The sequence below is a fragment of the Azospirillum aestuarii genome (assembly GCF_016632405.1).
Taxonomy (GTDB): domain Bacteria; phylum Pseudomonadota; class Alphaproteobacteria; order Azospirillales; family Azospirillaceae; genus Azospirillum; species Azospirillum aestuarii.
The window spans coordinates 1-16,255 of the sequence record NZ_JAEPIV010000030.1; the positions used below are offsets into that span (position 1 = coordinate 1).

Genomic DNA, 16,255 nt, shown 5'->3' on the forward strand with positions numbered 1-16,255 from the left:
CCGGCGTCCTGATAGACCCGGTCCGGCAGGTTCGAGCCCAGACCGGCCCCGGTCTCCACGACCACTTCCAGGCTGAGGGCTTTGAGTTTCTTGACCGTCTCCGGAGAAGCCGCGACGCGATTCTCGCCCGCGCGCCGCTCCCTGGGTATGGCGATTTTCATGGTTCTTTATCTCCCCTGCCGCAAGTGGCCGATTTGCGTGCAATCGGCCTGGACCGTCGGCATCAATGCCGGATTTATGTGACTTTGTGAAGCTCAAGAGCGTCGATGGTATTACCAGCGGTGATGGGTGCGGCGCAACAGCCCGGAGAGGGTTGGCACGCCCGCGTGCAACGGAAAGCGCAAGGTCGCCGCTTTCGCAAGGTCCCGCCATCGGTCTTTCGCATCAGGCGCCCATCCGAGGCGGCGGTCGTCGCCGCGGGCGCATCCCACTATCCGGGCACACCCGGCCGAGGCCACGACGCAGATGGACGCGGCCTGTGGCATCCGCGCCGACGACGCCGGGAGTCGCTTGCCATCGACGGCGCCCGCCGATATCGTCCGCGCCGGATTCCCCGGAAGCACCCAATTTGAGGTTACCCTTATCATGTCCGACGTCGGCGGCATTGCGGCGGATCGCCTGAAATCCTTCGTGGAGCGCATCGAGCGCCTGGAAGAGGAAAAGCGCGGCCTGCAGGAGGACATCAAGGAAGTCTATGCCGAGGCCAAGGGCACCGGCTTCGACACCAAGATCATCCGCCAGATCATCCGGCTGCGCAAAATGGACAAGGCCGACCGCCAGGAGCAGGAAGCCATCCTCGAACTCTACAAGGAAGCGCTGGGGATGGTGGAGTAACCACCCCCGGCCCTTCACTCCTCACGCCGCCGCGTCCGCGAGGACGCCGGCGGCCAGCCGGTCCATCACGTTCCCCAGCAGGGCGAGACCGGCCCCACCGTCGAGCGACAGGATCGACTCGGGGTGGAACTGCACGGCGGCGAGCGGAAGCCGCCGGTGCTCCACAGCCATCACCAGACCGTCGGCGGTCTCCGCGGTCACCGTGAGGTCCGCCGGCAGCCGGTCGCGCCGCGCCACCAGCGAGTGGTAGCGCCCGACCGTCAGCCGTTCCGGCAGGCCGGCGAACAGCGCGCCGCCGAGCACCCGGACCTCCGCGGCCTTGCCGTGGACCGGCTCCGGCAGCACGTCCAGCGCGCCGCCGAACCGCTCCACCATCCCCTGCAGCCCCAGGCAGACGCCGAACACCGGCAGGCCGAGCGCCAGCGCCGCGTCGATGGTGCCCGCCACGTCGAAATCCGCCGGACGGCCCGGACCGGGGGACAGCACGACCAGATCCGGCCTCTGCTCCGCCAGCGCCGCCCGCGCGTGACTATGACGCAGCGTCGTCACCACCGCGCCGGTCTGGCGCAGATAATCGGCCAGCGTGTGGACGAAGCTATCGTCGTGATCCACCAGCAGCACCCGCTTGCCCCGCGCGCCACATGGAGCCGCCGGAAGCGCGGGAACCAAACTCATCGCCGTTCCGCGGATGGCGTCGCGGAAGGCGGCAGCCTTCAGGCGGCATTCGGCGTCCTCGGCGTCCGGATCGCTGTCGGACAGCAGGGTCGCCCCGGCCCGCACATGGGCGACGCCCTCGGCCATGCGGATGGTGCGCAGGGTCAGGCCGGTGTCCATCCCGCCGTCGAAGCCCAGCCGCCCGAAGGCCCCGCCGTACCAGCGGCGCGGCGACCGTTCGGTGTCCTCCAGGAACTGCATGGCCCAGCGCTTGGGCGCCCCGGTCACCGTCACCGCCCAGGTGTGGGTGAGGAAGGCGTCCAGGGCGTCCATGCCGGGCCGCAGACGCCCCTCCACATGGTCCACGGTGTGGATCAGCCGCGAATACAGCTCGATCATCCGCCGCCCGATCACCCGGACGGACCCCGGCTCGCACACCCGCGCCTTGTCGTTGCGGTCCACGTCGGTGCACATGGTCAGTTCCGCCGCGTCCTTGGCCGAGGTCAGCAGGCGCAGGATCTGGGAGGAGTCGCCCAGCGCGTCGGCCCCGCGCGCCACGGTGCCGGAGATCGGGCAGGTCTCCACCCGCCCGCCGGACACCCGCACATACATTTCCGGGCTGGCGGCGACGAGGAACTCCCCCCGCCCGAGATTGGCAAGGGCTTCGTAGGGCGCCGGGTTGGCGGCGCGCAGCCGCCGGAACACCGCCGAAGGCGCGTCGGCGCAGGGCTCGGCGAAGGTCTGGCCGGGCACCACCTCGAACAGGTCGCCGCAGCGGAAGGCGGCCTTGGCGGTCTCGACGACGCCTTGATACTCACCGGGAGCGTGGTCGCAGGCGGTTTCGGCGTTGGTGTCGGGGCGGTAGGGATGGTCGCGCCCGTCACGCTCCAGCCCTTCGGTGCTTCCCGCCCCAATGGCGAATTCATACTCGACGAGCCGGGCGAGGCCCGTCACCGGGTCCAGCGCGACGAGCCGGTCCGGCAAATACAGCACCAGATCGCGCTGGTCGTCGGGCCGCTCCAGCCGCAGGCGGATCGGCTCGAACTGGAAGGCGAGGTCGTAGGCGAAGGCCCCGTAGAGCCCGAGCAGCGGGTCGGCGGGGGCTGCGAACAGGTCCAGCACCGCGCGCAGGACCGTGAAGACGGAGGGCTGGCGGCTCCGCTCCTCCTCCGGGAAGGGGTGGCGGGGCTTGCGGACGAGCGCGGCGAGGCGCGACGGAGCCTCCTCCAGCCCGACCAGCGCCTCCAGGCCGCGCAGAGCCTCGGCAATGGCGGGCAGAAGCACCCGGCCCCGCGCGTTCAGCGCGTCGAGGCGCAGCGTGCGCCCGCGCGCCGTGACGGCCAGCGGCGGGTCGGTGAAGCCCAACGCGTGGCGGCGGTAGCGGCCCGGTGCCTCCACCCCGCTGCACAGCAGCAGGCCGCGGCGGCGGTCCAGCGCGTCGATCACCGGATCGAGGGCGTTCCGCGGGTCGAGCGCCGTGGCGCGCCGGGTCACGGTCACGCCACCGCGCGTCCGGAAACTCAGCGGTTCGAGGAGGTCGGGAGAAGCGAGGAGATCGGCGGGATACATGGCGGGGACTCCGATGGTCGATCCGTGGACGGACGGACACCCGGAGTTCCCTTGCTCGACACCTGTGATTCCCTGGTCAGGAAAAAGGCCGCCCGGAAGCTCCGGGCGGCCTTTTGAGGATGTGTGCGCTCACGCGCGTCGGCTGGCCGGCCCGGTCAGACGGGCCACCACCAACGACGCGACAGGGAGGGCGCAGCGAAAATCATGGCACCGAGTTCGCCACAGGGATGCGGCCCTGTCAAGCCCCCTTCCCCAGCCCGGTCGGGTCGGCGGGCGCGTGCCACGCGCGCAACTCTCCCAATGCCTGCCGCAGCGCCGACATGGCGCCGGACAGCACCGTGGCGGCGATGACCGCGGCGACCAGATGGTCCGGCCAGCCCTGACCCATCGTCCAGGCGCCCGCCGCCGCCATCATCACCGCGGCGTTGGTCAGCATGCCGTTGCGGGCGCACAGCCAGACCGCGCGCAGCGTCAATCCGCCGCGCCGTCCGGCAAACAGCAGGACCGCCGCCGACAGACTCGCCCCCATCCCGAGAAGTGCGACGAGGCTCATCACCGGCGCGTCGGGAACGGTGCCGGCGTAGGCGCTCCAAGCCGTTGCGGCCACCACACCCAAACCGAGGAGGGTCAGCGCCAGCCCTCTCGCCAGCGTGGCCCAGCCGCGGGACTCCAGCCCCCGCCCCATCATCCACAAGCCGACGCCGTGAGTCAGCGCGACCGCCAGGAAATCCAGCGCGCTCGCCCGCAAGGCCATGGACTGCGTCTCCAGCCCCGCGGCCAGGGCGACGGCGGCAATCAGCCCGTTGACGAGCAGCGCCATGCGCAGGGTCCGGCGATAGTCGGCCTGCCGTCCGCCGTTCGGACGCCCGCCGCCCCCGCCACTCCCACAGGAGCCTCCACAGCAATTGCCGGCCATCCCGTCACCCTCCGCCCGCGCCATGCGCTCCGTTTCTCATGGAAAGCTAATGTACGCGGTCCGGCCCGTCCATAGGACAGGATGTCATTCCGCCCATTCCAGGTCGCTGGTGAAGACGATGGTGAGCCACCGGTCGGGACCTTCGCCGCCGATGGCCGCGCCGACCTCGTCGCGGATCTTGTCCCACTCCTCCAACATGCGCGGCGGCCAGCCGCTCGGGACGATGAAGAACAGTTCGATCTGCCGTCCCCGGCCCACCCGCGCGACGTAGGCGCGGTAGGAGGCGAAGCCATGGCGCCGCACGGTGTCCGACGCGACGGCATCGACGTGCCGCTTGAGGTCGGGGGGCGTGACCAGCAGGACGTCGGCCAGCGCCTGCCGCATCGTGCCGACCGGGATCGGGATGACCACCAGACAGACCAGGGCCAGCACCGCCGGGTCGATGTAGGGCGACACCCACTGAAGCCGGGTGCCCTGGATCAGGTGGCCGAAGACGAAGGCGACCAGCAGGGCCGCGGTGAGCGCCGCCGCCATGATCCAGGACTTCGCGTCGAGCGCCAGGAAGTCGGAACGGACCGTCCGGTTCGCCCGCGTCGCGAAGACCGCCATGCCGGCCGCCACGACAACGGTCACCGCCGTGTAGACGATCGCGTGGTCGAAGGCGAGGTCGCGGCCCCCGGTCATCAGACTGCCCACGGCGTTGATGAGCGCGTAGATCGCCGCCCCCATCAGCAGGGTGGCGTTCAACCCGAGGACCATGGGTTCGAGGTGCCAGAAGCCCATGGTGAAGCGCTCGGCCAGTTTGCCCCGGCGCGGGCCAGCACTGGTCGAGGCGGCGATCAGGTTGGACACCAGCAGCGTCACCATCGTCATGCTGGCGTCCACCAGCGAATAGATGCCGTCGAAGACAATGGCGAAGGAGCCCGACAGCAGGCCGAACAGGATGCCGGCCCCCGCCAGCAGCACCGTGACGGCGATGGACAGGCGAAGAACCTTCTGCTCGGTGGTCATGCGCGCGCTCCCTTCTCCGTCCATAAGTCACCTGCACAAGTCACCCGTCGCCAGCCGCTTATGCATAGCGGCCCCGGCAAGGCGGCAAAACCGATTTTCCACTCCGGACCGCCAAGCCCTTGCCGGAACCGCCGGCCGCTCCAGGCTCATTTCGAATCGGACCCCACCGATTCGCCAACCCCAAGAGGGAGGGTGGACATGACCGTCGTTGCCGAGGTTCTGAACCGCAAAGGCCATACCGTCGCCTCGATCCTGCCGTCCGAAACCATCCGGACCGCCGCCCGCACGCTGACCGACCGGCGCATCGGCGCCCTGGTGGTGTGCGATCGCCGGGGCCGCCTGGCCGGCATCCTGTCGGAGCGCGACATCGTCCGAGCCGTGGCGATGCATGGCGCCGACGCGCTGGATATGCCGGTAGAGGATCTGATGACCCGTCAGGTCAAGACCTGCCGGCCGGAGGACACGATCAAGGACCTGATGCAGATGATGACCCTGCGCCGCCACCGCCATGTGCCGGTGTGCAACGAGGCGGGCGACCTTGCCGGCGTCATCTCCATCGGCGACGCCGTGAAGGCACGCTTGGACGAGCAGGCCCACGAGGTGGCCGTCCTGAAGGATCTGGCATTGGTCCGCTAGAGGCACCCCGGACCTCGACCGAGTTCCCGGACGGGGGAGCCGAAGACCAAGCGCACTCCATGAGGCGAAAAGGCTCCCCCGGTCGTGCGCCGATTGGCGCTAACACGTCTCCGCGTCCTGAAATCCCAGGGCGGCGTTCGGATATTCGGTAACGCCTCGTTCCCGAACCTTCGGACCCGACATGCCCCGCCGCTACCCGACCCACCTGAAGATCCTGGTCGTCGAGAACAACCCGCTGCTGCTGCGGGCTCTGCGGGACATGCTGGAGCATTGGGGGGTCGGTCAGGTCGCCCCCGCCGCCAACGGGCAGGAGGCGATGGAGCTGCTGCGCCGGGAGCCCTACGACCTGATGGTCACCGACTGGGTGATGGAACCGGTGGGCGGCGGGCAGCTCGTCCGCTGGGTGCGCGGCTCCGCCAGCTGCCTCAGCCCCGATCTGCCGATCATCGTGCTGACCGCCAACGCCGACGTCGCCACCGTGCGCGCCGCCTGGGACGCCGGGGCGGACACCGTCCTCGCCAAGCCGGCCTCCGCCGCCACCATCGCCCGGCGGATCGAAACCGTGCTGAACAACCCGCGCCGGAGCGGCCGCCCCCACGGCGAGGCGGCCACGGCGAAGCCGATGAACAACAACACGCCGCCCCCCTCCCACCCGGCGCCGGCCCGCCCGGCGATCTCCTCCGCCCCCGCCCCCCTCCGCCTGCCGCCTCCGCCGCCGCGCCTGCCCGGCCCGTCGGGATCGGGAACGGGGCCGCTGCGCTCGACCGACCCGAAGATGGTCCGTCTGGTGCTGGCGCTCGACCGGCTGGAGAAGGCGCTGGCCTGCCCCGACGCGCTGGGCACGCGGCTGCGCCACGCGGTGTCCGACCTGCAACTGGCCGCCACCGGCAACGCCGCGGCCACCGCCATCATCGCCTCGCTGTCCACCTGCATTACCTGGGTGGAGCATGACGGGGAGAGCTTCCAGGAGGCGGTGCAGGCCCACATGGACGCCCTGCGCTGGACCATCAGCATCGGCGGCGGGGCGGACTCCTCCGCCGCCCTGCGGGTGATGATCGGCGCCCTGCGCGCGATGGTGCGCAGCCTCAGCCTGCGCGACGGCAATGGCCCCAACCTGTGGCCGGATGGCGCCTTCGGCGCGCCCGATCACGGGGGCGAGGCCGGTCGATCTTCCCTGCCGCCCGGCTGAAAGCTTCCCATATCGGGTAAGGTGGCCCCCACCCCGACCCTCCCCCGCTGACGCAGGGGAGGGTCGGGGTGGGGGAAGCGGTCAAACACATTGGAACGCGAGCGGGAATGTCCCGCCGGAGGGCGATTCCCGCCCGTCCGTTTCACAGCGCTGCGAGCGCCGGACCGTTCCTTGCTTTTTACGCACGGAGCCCCGGCGCCGGTTGCCGAATAAGACAGCTTTCATTACCTTTTTGCCTAGCGAACAAACACAAGAAGCGGCGCGGCGAACGCGCCCCGAACAGCGCTTTTCAGGGCGCCATGAAGGGGATGGAACAATGGCTCTCGCAACCGTGACTCTGGACGACAAGTACGCGCTTGAACAAGGCCGCGTGTATCTGACGGGAACCCAGGCGCTGGTGCGCCTTCCGATGATGCAGCGCCAGCGCGATCTTGCCGCCGGGCTGAACACCGCCTGCTTCATTTCGGGCTACCGCGGATCGCCATTGGGCGGCTTCGACCAGAATTTGTGGAACGCGCGCAAGTTCCTGGAGAAGAACCATATCCAGTTCCAGCCCGGCGTGAACGAGGAACTGGGCGCCACCGCGGTCTGGGGCAGCCAGCAGGTCGGCATGTTCCCCGGCGCCAAGTACGACGGCGTCTATTCCATGTGGTACGGCAAGGGGCCGGGCGTGGACCGGTCGGGCGACGTGTTCAAGCACGCCAACGCCGCCGGCACCTCGCGCAACGGCGGCGTGCTGGTGCTGACCGGCGACGATCACAACGCCAAGTCCTCCACCTTCCCGCATCAGTCCGAACACGCCTTCATGCATGCGATGATCCCCGTGCTGAACCCGTCGGGCGTGCAGGAGATCCTGGATTACGGCCTGATCGGCTGGGCGATGAGCCGTTATTCCGGCTGCTGGATCGCCATGAAGACGATCGCCGAGACGGTGGACACCTCGGCGTCGGTCTATATCGACCCGCACCGCGTCAGCCCGATCATCCCCGCCGATTTCCCGATGCCGCCGGGCGGCCTGAACATCCGCTGGCCCGACCCGCCGCTGGAGCAGGAATACCGGCTGATGAAGCACAAGCTGTACGCCGCCCTGGCGTTCGCGCGTGCCAACCGGCTGGACAAGGTGATGGTGTCCTCCCCCCGCCCGCGCTTCGGCATCGTCACCACCGGCAAGAGCTATCTGGACGTCCGGCAGGCCTTCGACGAGTTGGGCATCACCGAGGAGATGGCCGCCGACTGGGGCCTCACCGTCTACAAGGTCGGCATGCCCTGGCCGTTGGAGCGCGACGGCGTGCGCCACTTCGCCGAGGGCCTCGACGAGATCGTCGTGGTCGAGGAGAAGCGCGCGGTCATCGAGAACCAGCTCAAGGAGCAGCTCTACAACTGGCACCCCGACGTCCGCCCGAAGGTGGTCGGCAAGTTCGACGAGCACGGCGAGTGGATTCTCCCCTCCGCCGGTGAGCTTTCCCCGGCCCAGATCGCCGTGGTCATCGGGCGCAGGCTGGAGCGCTTCGTCGACAACGAGAACCTGAAGCGGCGCGTCGCTTTCCTGGATGCGCAGGAAAAGCAGAAGGCCCATCAGGCCCGCGTCATCCGCAAGCCGACCTTCTGCTCCGGCTGCCCGCACAACACCTCCACCCATGTGCCGGAGGGCAGCCGCGCGCTGGGCGGCATCGGCTGCCACTACATGGCGACGTGGCTGGACCGCAAGACCGACACCTTCACCCAGATGGGCGGCGAGGGCGTGCCCTGGGTCGGGCAGGCGCCCTTCACCGAGGAGAAGCACATCTTCGCCAACCTCGGCGACGGCACCTACTACCATTCCGGCATCCTGGCGATCCGGCAGGCCATCGCGGCGAAGTCCAACATCACCTACAAGATCCTGTTCAACGACGCCGTGGCGATGACCGGCGGCCAGCCGGTGGATGGCACGCTGACCGTCCAGTCGCTCGCCAACCAGCTCCGCGCCGAGGGCGTGGGCCGCATCGTCGTCGTCTCCGACGAGCCGGAGAAGTACGGCATCGGCGACGGCCTGCCGCAATACACCAGCGTCGAGCACCGCGACGACCTGGACCGCGTGCAGAAGGAGATGCGCGAGGTTTCCGGCGTCACCGCCCTGATCTACGACCAGACCTGCGCCACCGAGAAGCGCCGCCGCCGCAAGCGCGGCAAGATGGTCGACCCGGCCAAGCGCGTGATCATCAACGAGCTGGTCTGCGAGGGCTGCGGCGACTGCTCCGTGAAATCCTCCTGCGTGTCGGTGGTGCCGCTGGAGACCGAGTTCGGGCGCAAGCGCCAGATCGACCAATCGAGCTGCAACAAGGACTATTCCTGCACCAAGGGCTTCTGCCCGAGCTTCGTGACGGTGGAGGGCGGGCAACTCCGCAAGCCGAAGCCGGCCGCGGCCAAGGCCGGCGCCGATCCGTCCGACCTGCGCACCCCCACCCTGCCCGCGCTCGACCGGCCCTGGGGCATCTACGTCACCGGCGTCGGCGGCACCGGCGTGGTGACCATCGGCGCCCTGCTCGGCATGGCCGCCCACATCGAGGGCAAGGGCGTCGGCGTTCTCGACATGACCGGCCTTGCCCAGAAGGGCGGCGCGGTGACCAGCCACATCCGCATCGCCGCGACGCCGGAGGACATCCATTCCGTCCGCATCGCGGCGGGCGGGGCCGACGCGGTGGTGGGCTGCGACCTGATTGTCGCCGGGGCGGGCGACGCCCTGTCGAAGATGGCGCACGGCCACACCCGCGCGGTCATCAACACCCACGACACCATCACCGTGGACTTCCTGAAGAAGCCGGACTTCACGGTGCCGGTCCGCGATCTGGTGGCCGACATCCGCAAGGCCTGCGGCGAGGGGGCGGTCAACGCCTTCGACGCCACCAAGCTGGCCACCGCGCTGATGGGCGACAGCATCGCCACCAACCCCTTCCTGATGGGCTACGCGTGGCAGAAGGGGCTGATCCCGATCGCCGCGGAAGCGATCCTGAAGGCCATCGAGCTGAACGGCGTGGCGGTGACGATGAACACCGACGCCTTCAACTGGGGCCGCCGCGCCGCCGTCGATCTGGCCGCGGTGGAGGCCGCCGCCAACCCGCCGCAGGAGCAGGCCGCAGCCCACGACCTGTTCATCCTCGACCAGCGCCGCCCCTCGTCCAGCCTAGACGAGGCCATCGCCCGCCGCACCGCCTTCCTGACCGACTATCAGGACGCGGCCTACGCCAGCCGCTACCACGCGCTGGTCGACTGGACGCGGCGCGTCGAGGGGCAGAAGATCCCCGGCTCCACCGCCCTGACCGAGGCCGTGGCCAAGGGCTATTTCAAGCTGCTCGCCTATAAGGACGAGTATGAGGTGGCCCGGCTCTACACCGACACCGGCTTCGTCGAGCAGGTCGGGCGGATGTTCGAGGGCGACTACAAGCTGGTCTTCCACATGGCCCCGCCAATGATGGGCGAGACCGGCGAGGATGGCGGCGAGCCGAAGAAGAAGCGCTTCGGCCCGTGGATGCTGAAGGCCCTGCGCCTGCTCGCTAGGGGGAAGCGCCTGCGCGGCAGCCCGCTCGACCCGTTCGGCTGGCTGGCGGAGCGCCGCATGGAGCGCCGACTGATCGCGGAGTACGAGGCCATCATGGGCGAGATCCTGCACGGCCTGACCCGCGACAACCACGCCACCGCGGTGGAGATCGCCCGCCTGCCGCAGGAGATGCGCGGCTATGGTCCGGTGAAGGCCCGCAACGTCGCGGCGGCCAAGGCGAAGGAGGCCGCTCTGCTCGACGGCTTCCGCCAGCCCGCCGCCCCGCAGCCGATGGCCGCGGAGTGACCGCAAGGTTTTTGACCGAAGCGACCGGGTGCGGGGGGCGGCCTGCCTCCCGCACCCTCAGCGCGGCTGCAGGACGCCGATCTCCGCCAGGGCGGCGCGGTTGCGGGTGACGGCGGCGGCAAGATGGCGCAGGTGCTGTTGCTGAAGGGCCGGATTGGCAAAGGTGCGCAGATAGCCCTTCAGCACATGCTCCCCGAAGTTCAGCGAGAGGTCGGCGTCCAGGTGATGCCCCTTCCGGGAGGCGGCGTGGACGACCATCACCGGATGCCCGTCGAGCACGAAGCCGTGGCGGTTCCGCGGGTCCGGCACATCGTCACGTCGGCCAATGGCGCGTCGTAGACCTGCCACAGGCGCGCGTCGAGCACCTCCACGCAGGCGGGATCGGGATGGACCAGCGCGTTCAGCACATTCTGTTCCCACAGCGCGTGCTGTGCGACGCTGCGGCAGGTCACCGCCCATTCCGCCAGCAACCCGCGCGACACCCTCAGCATCAGCGCCGACATCAGGTACGGCGAGTCCGGGTCGATCCCGCGGTCCCGCAACAGGCGTTCCGCCGGCGTGACGTAATGGCCTCCGCTGTGCAGTTCGTCCATCATCCCGCCGAAGGTCATGCGGTCCACCGTGTCGGTGGTGGCGAGCGCCTTGCCGGAGCGCCGGAGGTCATCCGCCAGCCGCTCGGCCATGGCGAGGTCGAGGGCTCCCACCATCATGTCGGCGTCCAGCCACAGCAGGTTGTCCCACGCCTCGCCCGCGCAATATTCCGACAGGTGCCCCTTGCACAGATAGGGATGCGCGTCCGTCGGCAGGATCTTCGGGCGGTCGAGCAGCAGGCCGGCGGCGCGCAGGTACGCGCGCTGCCCGTCGGTCAGACCGAAATCGCAGACGCGCACCCGCTCCAGCGGAAAACGCCCCGTCAGCCCCTCCAGCAAGGCGAGCGTGGTGATGAAGTAACGCGCGTTGGCGCCGGTCACGCACAGTGTGTTCATGGTCGATCCTGCAAGGGTCCGTTCAGCGCCGCCAAATCGCGGCGCAGCCGTTCCACCGGCTCCGTCCAGTCGCCGAACACGGCTTGGCGGTAGAGGCGTGCCGTCGGATACCAGGGCGAATCCACCCGTCCGCACATCCAGCGCCACTCCGCCCCCTGGTCGAGCAGCACCGCAACCGGCTTTCCCAGCGCTCCGGCGAGGTGGACCACGGCGGTGCAGGGGCTGATCACGATGTCCAGCGCCTGGATCGCCGCGGCGGTGTCCGCGAAATCGCGAAGCTCCGTCCCCAGGTCAAGGAACGGGCCGAGCGGGGTGTGGCGCTCAAGGTCCGCGCGCCCGTTGGCAACCTGGAGCAGGACGGTCGTCACGCCGGGGATGCCGGTCAGCGGCAGCACCGCCTCCAGCCCCGGCGAGCGCTGGCGATGGTAGGGAAAGGCGACCGAGCCGTGCCAGACCAGCCCCGCCTTCACACCCCGCAGGTTGGCCAGACGATCCGCCCAACGCCGCGCCGCCGCGTCGGGCGCCCGCAGATAGGGAACGGTGGCGGGCACACTGTCCAGATCGGTGCCCATCCGGTGGATCAGGCTCATGATGGGGATTTGGACGTCGTGGGCCAGCGGCGGTCCGTCGAGACCGGACAGGCCATCCACCAGCTCCGACGCGCGGAAGAGGTCGAGCAGACCCTCCGGCCCGTGGAAGACCACGCGCATCCCCTGGGCCCGCAGCAGCGGGGCGTAGCGGATGAACTGGATGGCGTCGCCATAACCGCGGTCGGCGTGGATCAGCAGCGTTTTGCCCGGCTGAATCCGACCGTCCCAGACCGGCCGGCTGTAGGACCGCGACGGCAGGAAGGCGGGCAGGCTCAGCCGCGCCTCGTAATCCACCGCCCCGTCGCGCAGGCGTCCGCAGAGCATCCGCAGCGCCCCCCGCCCCGCCCGCGCCGTTTCCATCCCAGGCGACAGGCGCAAGGCGCGGTCGAAGGCGACCTCCGCCAGGGCGACCGCGTGCCGTCCCAGCCCGGCGAAGCCCAGGTTGGCCCAGTGCTCGGCCGTGGACGGGTCGAGCGCGACGGCCCGGCGCAGCGCGGCGCGCGCCTCGTCCTGCCGCCACGCCGCCAGCAGCGCCGCCCCCGCTGCCCCCCAGGCGGCCGCCGTGCCACGCAGCACCGCCAACCGGGCCAAGGCGTCGGCCGCCGCGTCCAGCCGCTCCGCCTTGCTCAGCGCCTCCGCCAGATTGTTCAGGCTGCGGGCGTGGCCTGGGGCCAGCGCCAGCGCCAGCCGGTAGAGCGCCGCCGCCGCGGCGACATCCCGCATGCCCAGCCGCAGGTCACCGAGGTCGCAGGCGAGATCGGCCGACAGCACGCCGCGACGCACGGCGCCGGCCAGCAAGGCCGCCGCCCGGTCCGTCCGCCCCTGGCGCTTCAGGCATTCCGCCTGGCTGCGCGAATAGTTGGGGTTGTCCGGCGCGCAGGCGGACGCCCGGCGGAAGCGTTCCTCCCCTCCGGCGGGGTCGCCGGCGGAGACGGCCAGCACGCCCAGGATGTTCCAGGCTTCGCCGTGGCTGGGGACCAGCGCCAGCGCGCGGATGACCCTGCGCTCCGCCCCCACCCGGTCGCCCCGTTGGAGCGCGGCGGCGCCCGCGCGGAGAAACTCCATCGCGTCGGTCACGCGGCCTCCTGGGATGACGATCGGATCATGGTGGGCTGCATCAGGGCGGCAGGTCCAGTGCGTTCAGGGCTTCGGCCCAAACCCCGGCGGCGCGGATGGGGTGCAGGTGGTGGTCACCGGGATTCGGGCTGCGGAACGCCTCCGCGACCAGACCGCTCTCCGGATCGGTGATGCGCGGCGTGATGTCGACGAAGGGCAGCCTGCGCGCCTCCGCCTCGTCGCGCAGGCGGGCGTTGTAGCGGTGGGTCAGCTCGGTCCGCTGGCGCAGCGTGGCGGTGATCTCGTGCCGGGCGCGCGCGACCTTGCCGCGGGTCTCGCCGTCCCGGATGGTCGGCAGCACCGCCCCGGTCAGCACCAGCGTGGGATAGCCGCCCGCCAGCAGATCGTCCACGAAGGCGGCGCAGGCGGACACCGAATCCTCCAACTGCCGCTCGACACAGTCGCCATGCCTCTGCGCCCGCCACCAGATGACGAAGCCGCAATCGACCTCGCCGAGCTGGATCACCGGAATGGCGTTTGGATCGGCGGGCAGCAGCGCGTCCTTGAAGAGAGTGACCGCGTGGGTCTGGCTTTCCGGGTTGCGCAGGCCGATCGAGGTTGCTCCCGGAACCAGCAGACAGCGCGCCGGCCGATCGAGCAGGCGGATCGTCGCGGCGATCTCGAAGGATTGCACGTGGCTGTCGCCGATGAAGTACCAGTCCCGCATGCTCCACGTTCCACGCCGTCGCCGACGCATTGTGGAGCGGGGGCGGGGTGGGAGTAAACCGGGAAACGAAGAGGGGACCGTTATCTCAACTTATGCGCCCCAAGAGTCCCGTCATCTCGGAAAAGCGCGCGAGGGGCGCCGCCCCTCGCAAAAATCTCCGCTTCCCCGCCTCAGCTGTCCTTCGGCTTGTGCGTGTCGCTGATCGGCTGGACCCCGGCGGGCGGCTGGTCCTGCTGCGGCTGCGGCGGCTGGTCCTGCGGGGGCTGCTGGTTCTGCTGGTTTTGTTGCTGCGGCTCGGGGCGGCGCGGGCCGGCCTTGACGTCGTTGTAGACGGCCTCGGCGACGCGCAGCAGGTCCTCCTTGGACATCCGGCCGGCCAGCGCGTAGGCCAGCGGGCCTTCCACCCAGTAGATGGTCGCCACGTCGCCGTTCTGCGAGAAGCCGAACTTCGCCGGATTGCCGGAGCGCGGGGCGCCGACGAACAGGGTGACGCGCTTGTTGGCCTCGTTCACGTACATGTACTGGGCGCCGGCTCCCAGCTCGGTGGGCAGCGACCGGCCGCCGATCAGGCGTAGCCCGACCTTGCCGAGGTCCGGGCCGAAGACGTCGCGCCCGACGCGCTTGGACAGCCAGCTGTTCAGCTCATCCTGGTTGTCGGCGCCGAGCTCGACCTGGAAGCGCTCGTCGGAGGTGTAGAAGCGGTGGGCCTGGGTGGCCTCCTCGGCGAAGGTCTGCAGCGTCTGGCGCTGCTGGACGACCGGCGACTGGTCGACGGCGCCACGGCCCAGCCAGCCGCCGCCGGCCCCGCCGATGATCAGCATCACCGCCGCGGCCATGCGCACCCAGGAGCGGGCGTGCCAGGGGCCGGCGTTGTCGTTGCCGGGCATGCGCCCGCGCAGCTTGCCCGTCAGCTCCTCGACCGGGCCGCTGGCCGGCTCGCGCAGCACGGGGTCGAAGAGTTCGTGCAGCAGCGCGGCCTGGGCGCGGTAATCCTCCGCCCGGCGGGCGGCATCGGGGTCGTCGGCCAGCCATCGCTCCACGAAGAGCCGGCGTTCCGGAGCCAGTTGCCCATCCACGTAGGCATGCAGTTCGTCGTCCGTTACGCAATGCGCGTTCATCACTTCACCCGCCTGAGGGCCACCGAGCCCTCGTTCGCCAGCTTCGCCCTGACCGCCTCGCGCGCCCGCGAGAGGCGCGACATGACGGTCCCGATCGGCACGCCGAGCGTCTCGGCGACCTCCTCGTATTTCAGGCCTTCCAGCGCGACGAGGAGCAGCACCTTGCGCTGTTCCTCCGGCAGGTCGTCGAGCGCGCGCATCATCTCGCGCAACTCCACACGTTCCTCCTGCCGGGCCGGCGTCACCAGCTTCGACTCGACGCTGTCCACATCGACCTCGTCGGGCCGCGACGCTTTGGAGCGGACCTGATTCACATGGACGTTGTGCAGGATGGTGAAAAGCCACGCCCGCAGGTTCGTCCCCGCCTTGAAGGTGTCGGCGCGCGCCACTGCCCGCGTCAACGCCTCCTGCACCAGATCCTCGGCATCCGAACGGTTGCGCAGCAACGCGCGCGCGTAGCGGCGCAGCGACGCAATGTGGACTTCCAGCTCGACCCCGAACGTGCTCAACCGCGCACCCGATTGTTGCCTCGAAGGCTCCACGGCCCGCCGGGTGGCGGATCATGGCACTCCTTCAGGTAGGAACGGGCGGCGCGGCCTCCCAGGGCCGAGCCCCATTCAGGACCCGGTACGCCAGGATGAACGCCCCCCGCTCATCGTTTATTCCAGACTTTGATGCCCGTGCAGCAAAAATTCGGCGGAAAGGTGGCAGGGCCGAAAACTGCCCCCTCGGGGCGCCGCCTTGTGGCAAATCGCCGCTGCGCGCGGATGAACCAGCGATTCCGGCGCGCGGCTTGGCACAATCCATCGCATTGCGTCATAAGGGCGGGGCCATGGCACGCCATCACGACACCATCGAGATTTTGGTTACAGCCCGCCATCTGGAGGCTCAGGGCATCCGCCCGAGCACCCGCATGGTGCGGCTGGCGCTGGGTGGCGGCAGCAACGCGGCCATCGCCCAGGCGCTGGCCATGGAGGAGCTGACCCCGCTGGAAGAGTTGATTCGGCGGCGGCGCGACCAGCTCGATCTCGACATCGCCAACGCCCGCCGCGCGCTGGCGGAACTGGAAGCCGAGCAGGCCCGGCTGGACGAACTGGACGATTCCCTGACCGCGCTGGACAAGGCGTAGCCGCAAAGGAAACCCCTCCC

At 69.9% G+C, this 16,255-nt stretch carries 13 protein-coding genes and 2 pseudogenes; 5 read left to right on the forward strand and 10 right to left on the reverse strand.

Annotated features, from left to right (window positions below; translation table 11 throughout):
• Positions 1-161 (reverse strand): annotated as a pseudogene (locus tag JJL56_RS28230) (NAD(P)(+) transhydrogenase (Re/Si-specific) subunit alpha); the annotation flags it as partial.
• A gap of 424 nt (positions 162-585) precedes the next feature.
• Between JJL56_RS28230 and JJL56_RS28235 the strand changes: the two are divergent.
• Complete coding sequence (locus JJL56_RS28235) at positions 586-834, forward strand: DUF2312 domain-containing protein (protein WP_012973951.1); 249 nt, start codon at positions 586-588, stop codon at positions 832-834.
• A gap of 21 nt (positions 835-855) precedes the next feature.
• Here JJL56_RS28235 and JJL56_RS28240 read toward each other — a convergent pair whose 3' ends face one another.
• The 3 genes from JJL56_RS28240 to JJL56_RS28250 all read right to left on the reverse strand — a co-directional run bounded on the left by JJL56_RS28240 (position 856) and on the right by JJL56_RS28250 (position 4,984).
• Positions 856-3,057 (reverse strand): anthranilate synthase, encoded by a 2,202-nt coding sequence (locus tag JJL56_RS28240; RefSeq protein WP_200487135.1) that lies wholly within the window; start codon positions 3,055-3,057, stop codon positions 856-858.
• A gap of 238 nt (positions 3,058-3,295) precedes the next feature.
• The gene (locus JJL56_RS28245) at positions 3,296-3,877 is read right to left on the reverse strand and encodes a cation transporter (protein ID WP_200487136.1); all 582 of its coding nucleotides are present in this window, start codon (positions 3,875-3,877) and stop codon (positions 3,296-3,298) included.
• Positions 3,878-4,057: 180 nt separating this feature from the next.
• Positions 4,058-4,984: a cation diffusion facilitator family transporter gene (locus JJL56_RS28250; RefSeq protein WP_145628627.1), complete on the reverse strand. Its 927-nt coding sequence runs from the start codon at positions 4,982-4,984 to the stop codon at positions 4,058-4,060.
• 198 nt (positions 4,985-5,182) lie between these two features.
• Here JJL56_RS28250 and JJL56_RS28255 point away from each other — a divergent pair, with 198 nt between their 5' ends.
• The 3 genes and pseudogenes from JJL56_RS28255 to JJL56_RS28265 all read left to right on the forward strand — a co-directional run.
• Complete coding sequence (locus JJL56_RS28255) at positions 5,183-5,620, forward strand: CBS domain-containing protein (RefSeq protein ID WP_145628624.1); 438 nt, start codon at positions 5,183-5,185, stop codon at positions 5,618-5,620.
• Positions 5,621-5,801: 181 nt separating this feature from the next.
• Positions 5,802-6,809, forward strand: coding sequence for a response regulator (locus tag JJL56_RS28260; protein WP_145628619.1), 1,008 nt, complete (start codon positions 5,802-5,804; stop codon positions 6,807-6,809).
• A 313-nt stretch (positions 6,810-7,122) separates the two neighbouring features.
• Positions 7,123-10,629, forward strand: a pseudogene (locus JJL56_RS28265) (indolepyruvate ferredoxin oxidoreductase family protein); the annotation flags it as partial.
• Between the two features lie 57 nt (positions 10,630-10,686).
• Here the strand turns inward: JJL56_RS28265 and JJL56_RS28270 are convergent.
• From JJL56_RS28270 to JJL56_RS28295, 6 genes are all read right to left on the reverse strand, one after another.
• Positions 10,687-10,908, reverse strand: coding sequence for a hypothetical protein (locus JJL56_RS28270; protein WP_211112000.1), 222 nt, complete (start codon positions 10,906-10,908; stop codon positions 10,687-10,689).
• Positions 10,887-11,615: a hypothetical protein gene (locus tag JJL56_RS28275; RefSeq protein ID WP_200487139.1), complete on the reverse strand. Its 729-nt coding sequence runs from the start codon at positions 11,613-11,615 to the stop codon at positions 10,887-10,889. Before JJL56_RS28275 ends, JJL56_RS28270 begins: the two co-directional genes overlap by 22 nt.
• Positions 11,612-13,282 (reverse strand): tetratricopeptide repeat protein, encoded by a 1,671-nt coding sequence (locus tag JJL56_RS28280; protein ID WP_200487140.1) that lies wholly within the window; start codon positions 13,280-13,282, stop codon positions 11,612-11,614. Before JJL56_RS28280 ends, JJL56_RS28275 begins: the two co-directional genes overlap by 4 nt.
• Positions 13,283-13,322: 40 nt before the next feature.
• Positions 13,323-13,988 carry an SGNH/GDSL hydrolase family protein gene (locus tag JJL56_RS28285; RefSeq protein ID WP_200487141.1) on the reverse strand — a complete coding sequence of 222 codons (666 nt, stop codon included), beginning with the start codon at positions 13,986-13,988 and terminating at the stop codon, positions 13,323-13,325.
• A gap of 170 nt (positions 13,989-14,158) precedes the next feature.
• A complete protein-coding gene (locus JJL56_RS28290; RefSeq protein WP_186453044.1) occupies positions 14,159-15,106 on the reverse strand; it encodes an anti-sigma factor family protein in 948 nt (315 codons plus the stop codon).
• Positions 15,106-15,615, reverse strand: a complete 510-nt coding sequence (locus JJL56_RS28295) for a sigma-70 family RNA polymerase sigma factor (RefSeq protein ID WP_014239953.1) — start codon at positions 15,613-15,615, stop codon at positions 15,106-15,108. The genes JJL56_RS28290 and JJL56_RS28295 overlap by 1 nt, the downstream gene beginning before the upstream one ends.
• 323 nt (positions 15,616-15,938) lie before the next feature.
• Between JJL56_RS28295 and JJL56_RS28300 the strand changes: the two genes are divergently transcribed.
• Positions 15,939-16,235, forward strand: coding sequence for a DNA-binding protein (locus tag JJL56_RS28300; RefSeq protein ID WP_145628603.1), 297 nt, complete (start codon positions 15,939-15,941; stop codon positions 16,233-16,235).
• The last annotated feature ends 20 nt before the right edge of the window (positions 16,236-16,255 follow it).

Coding starts and splice junctions, on each gene's coding strand:
- JJL56_RS28235 (WP_012973951.1), top strand. CDS start 586: ATGTCCGACGTCGGCGGCATTGCGGCGGATCGCCTGAAATCCTTCGTG.
- JJL56_RS28240 (WP_200487135.1), bottom strand. CDS start 3,057: ATGTATCCCGCCGATCTCCTCGCTTCTCCCGACCTCCTCGAACCGCTG.
- JJL56_RS28245 (WP_200487136.1), bottom strand. CDS start 3,877: ATGGCGCTGCTCGTCAACGGGCTGATTGCCGCCGTCGCCCTGGCCGCG.
- JJL56_RS28250 (WP_145628627.1), bottom strand. CDS start 4,984: ATGACCACCGAGCAGAAGGTTCTTCGCCTGTCCATCGCCGTCACGGTG.
- JJL56_RS28255 (WP_145628624.1), top strand. CDS start 5,183: ATGACCGTCGTTGCCGAGGTTCTGAACCGCAAAGGCCATACCGTCGCC.
- JJL56_RS28260 (WP_145628619.1), top strand. CDS start 5,802: ATGCCCCGCCGCTACCCGACCCACCTGAAGATCCTGGTCGTCGAGAAC.
- JJL56_RS28275 (WP_200487139.1), bottom strand. CDS start 11,615: ATGAACACACTGTGCGTGACCGGCGCCAACGCGCGTTACTTCATCACC.
- JJL56_RS28285 (WP_200487141.1), bottom strand. CDS start 13,988: ATGCGGGACTGGTACTTCATCGGCGACAGCCACGTGCAATCCTTCGAG.
- JJL56_RS28290 (WP_186453044.1), bottom strand. CDS start 15,106: ATGAACGCGCATTGCGTAACGGACGACGAACTGCATGCCTACGTGGAT.
- JJL56_RS28300 (WP_145628603.1), top strand. CDS start 15,939: ATGGCACGCCATCACGACACCATCGAGATTTTGGTTACAGCCCGCCAT.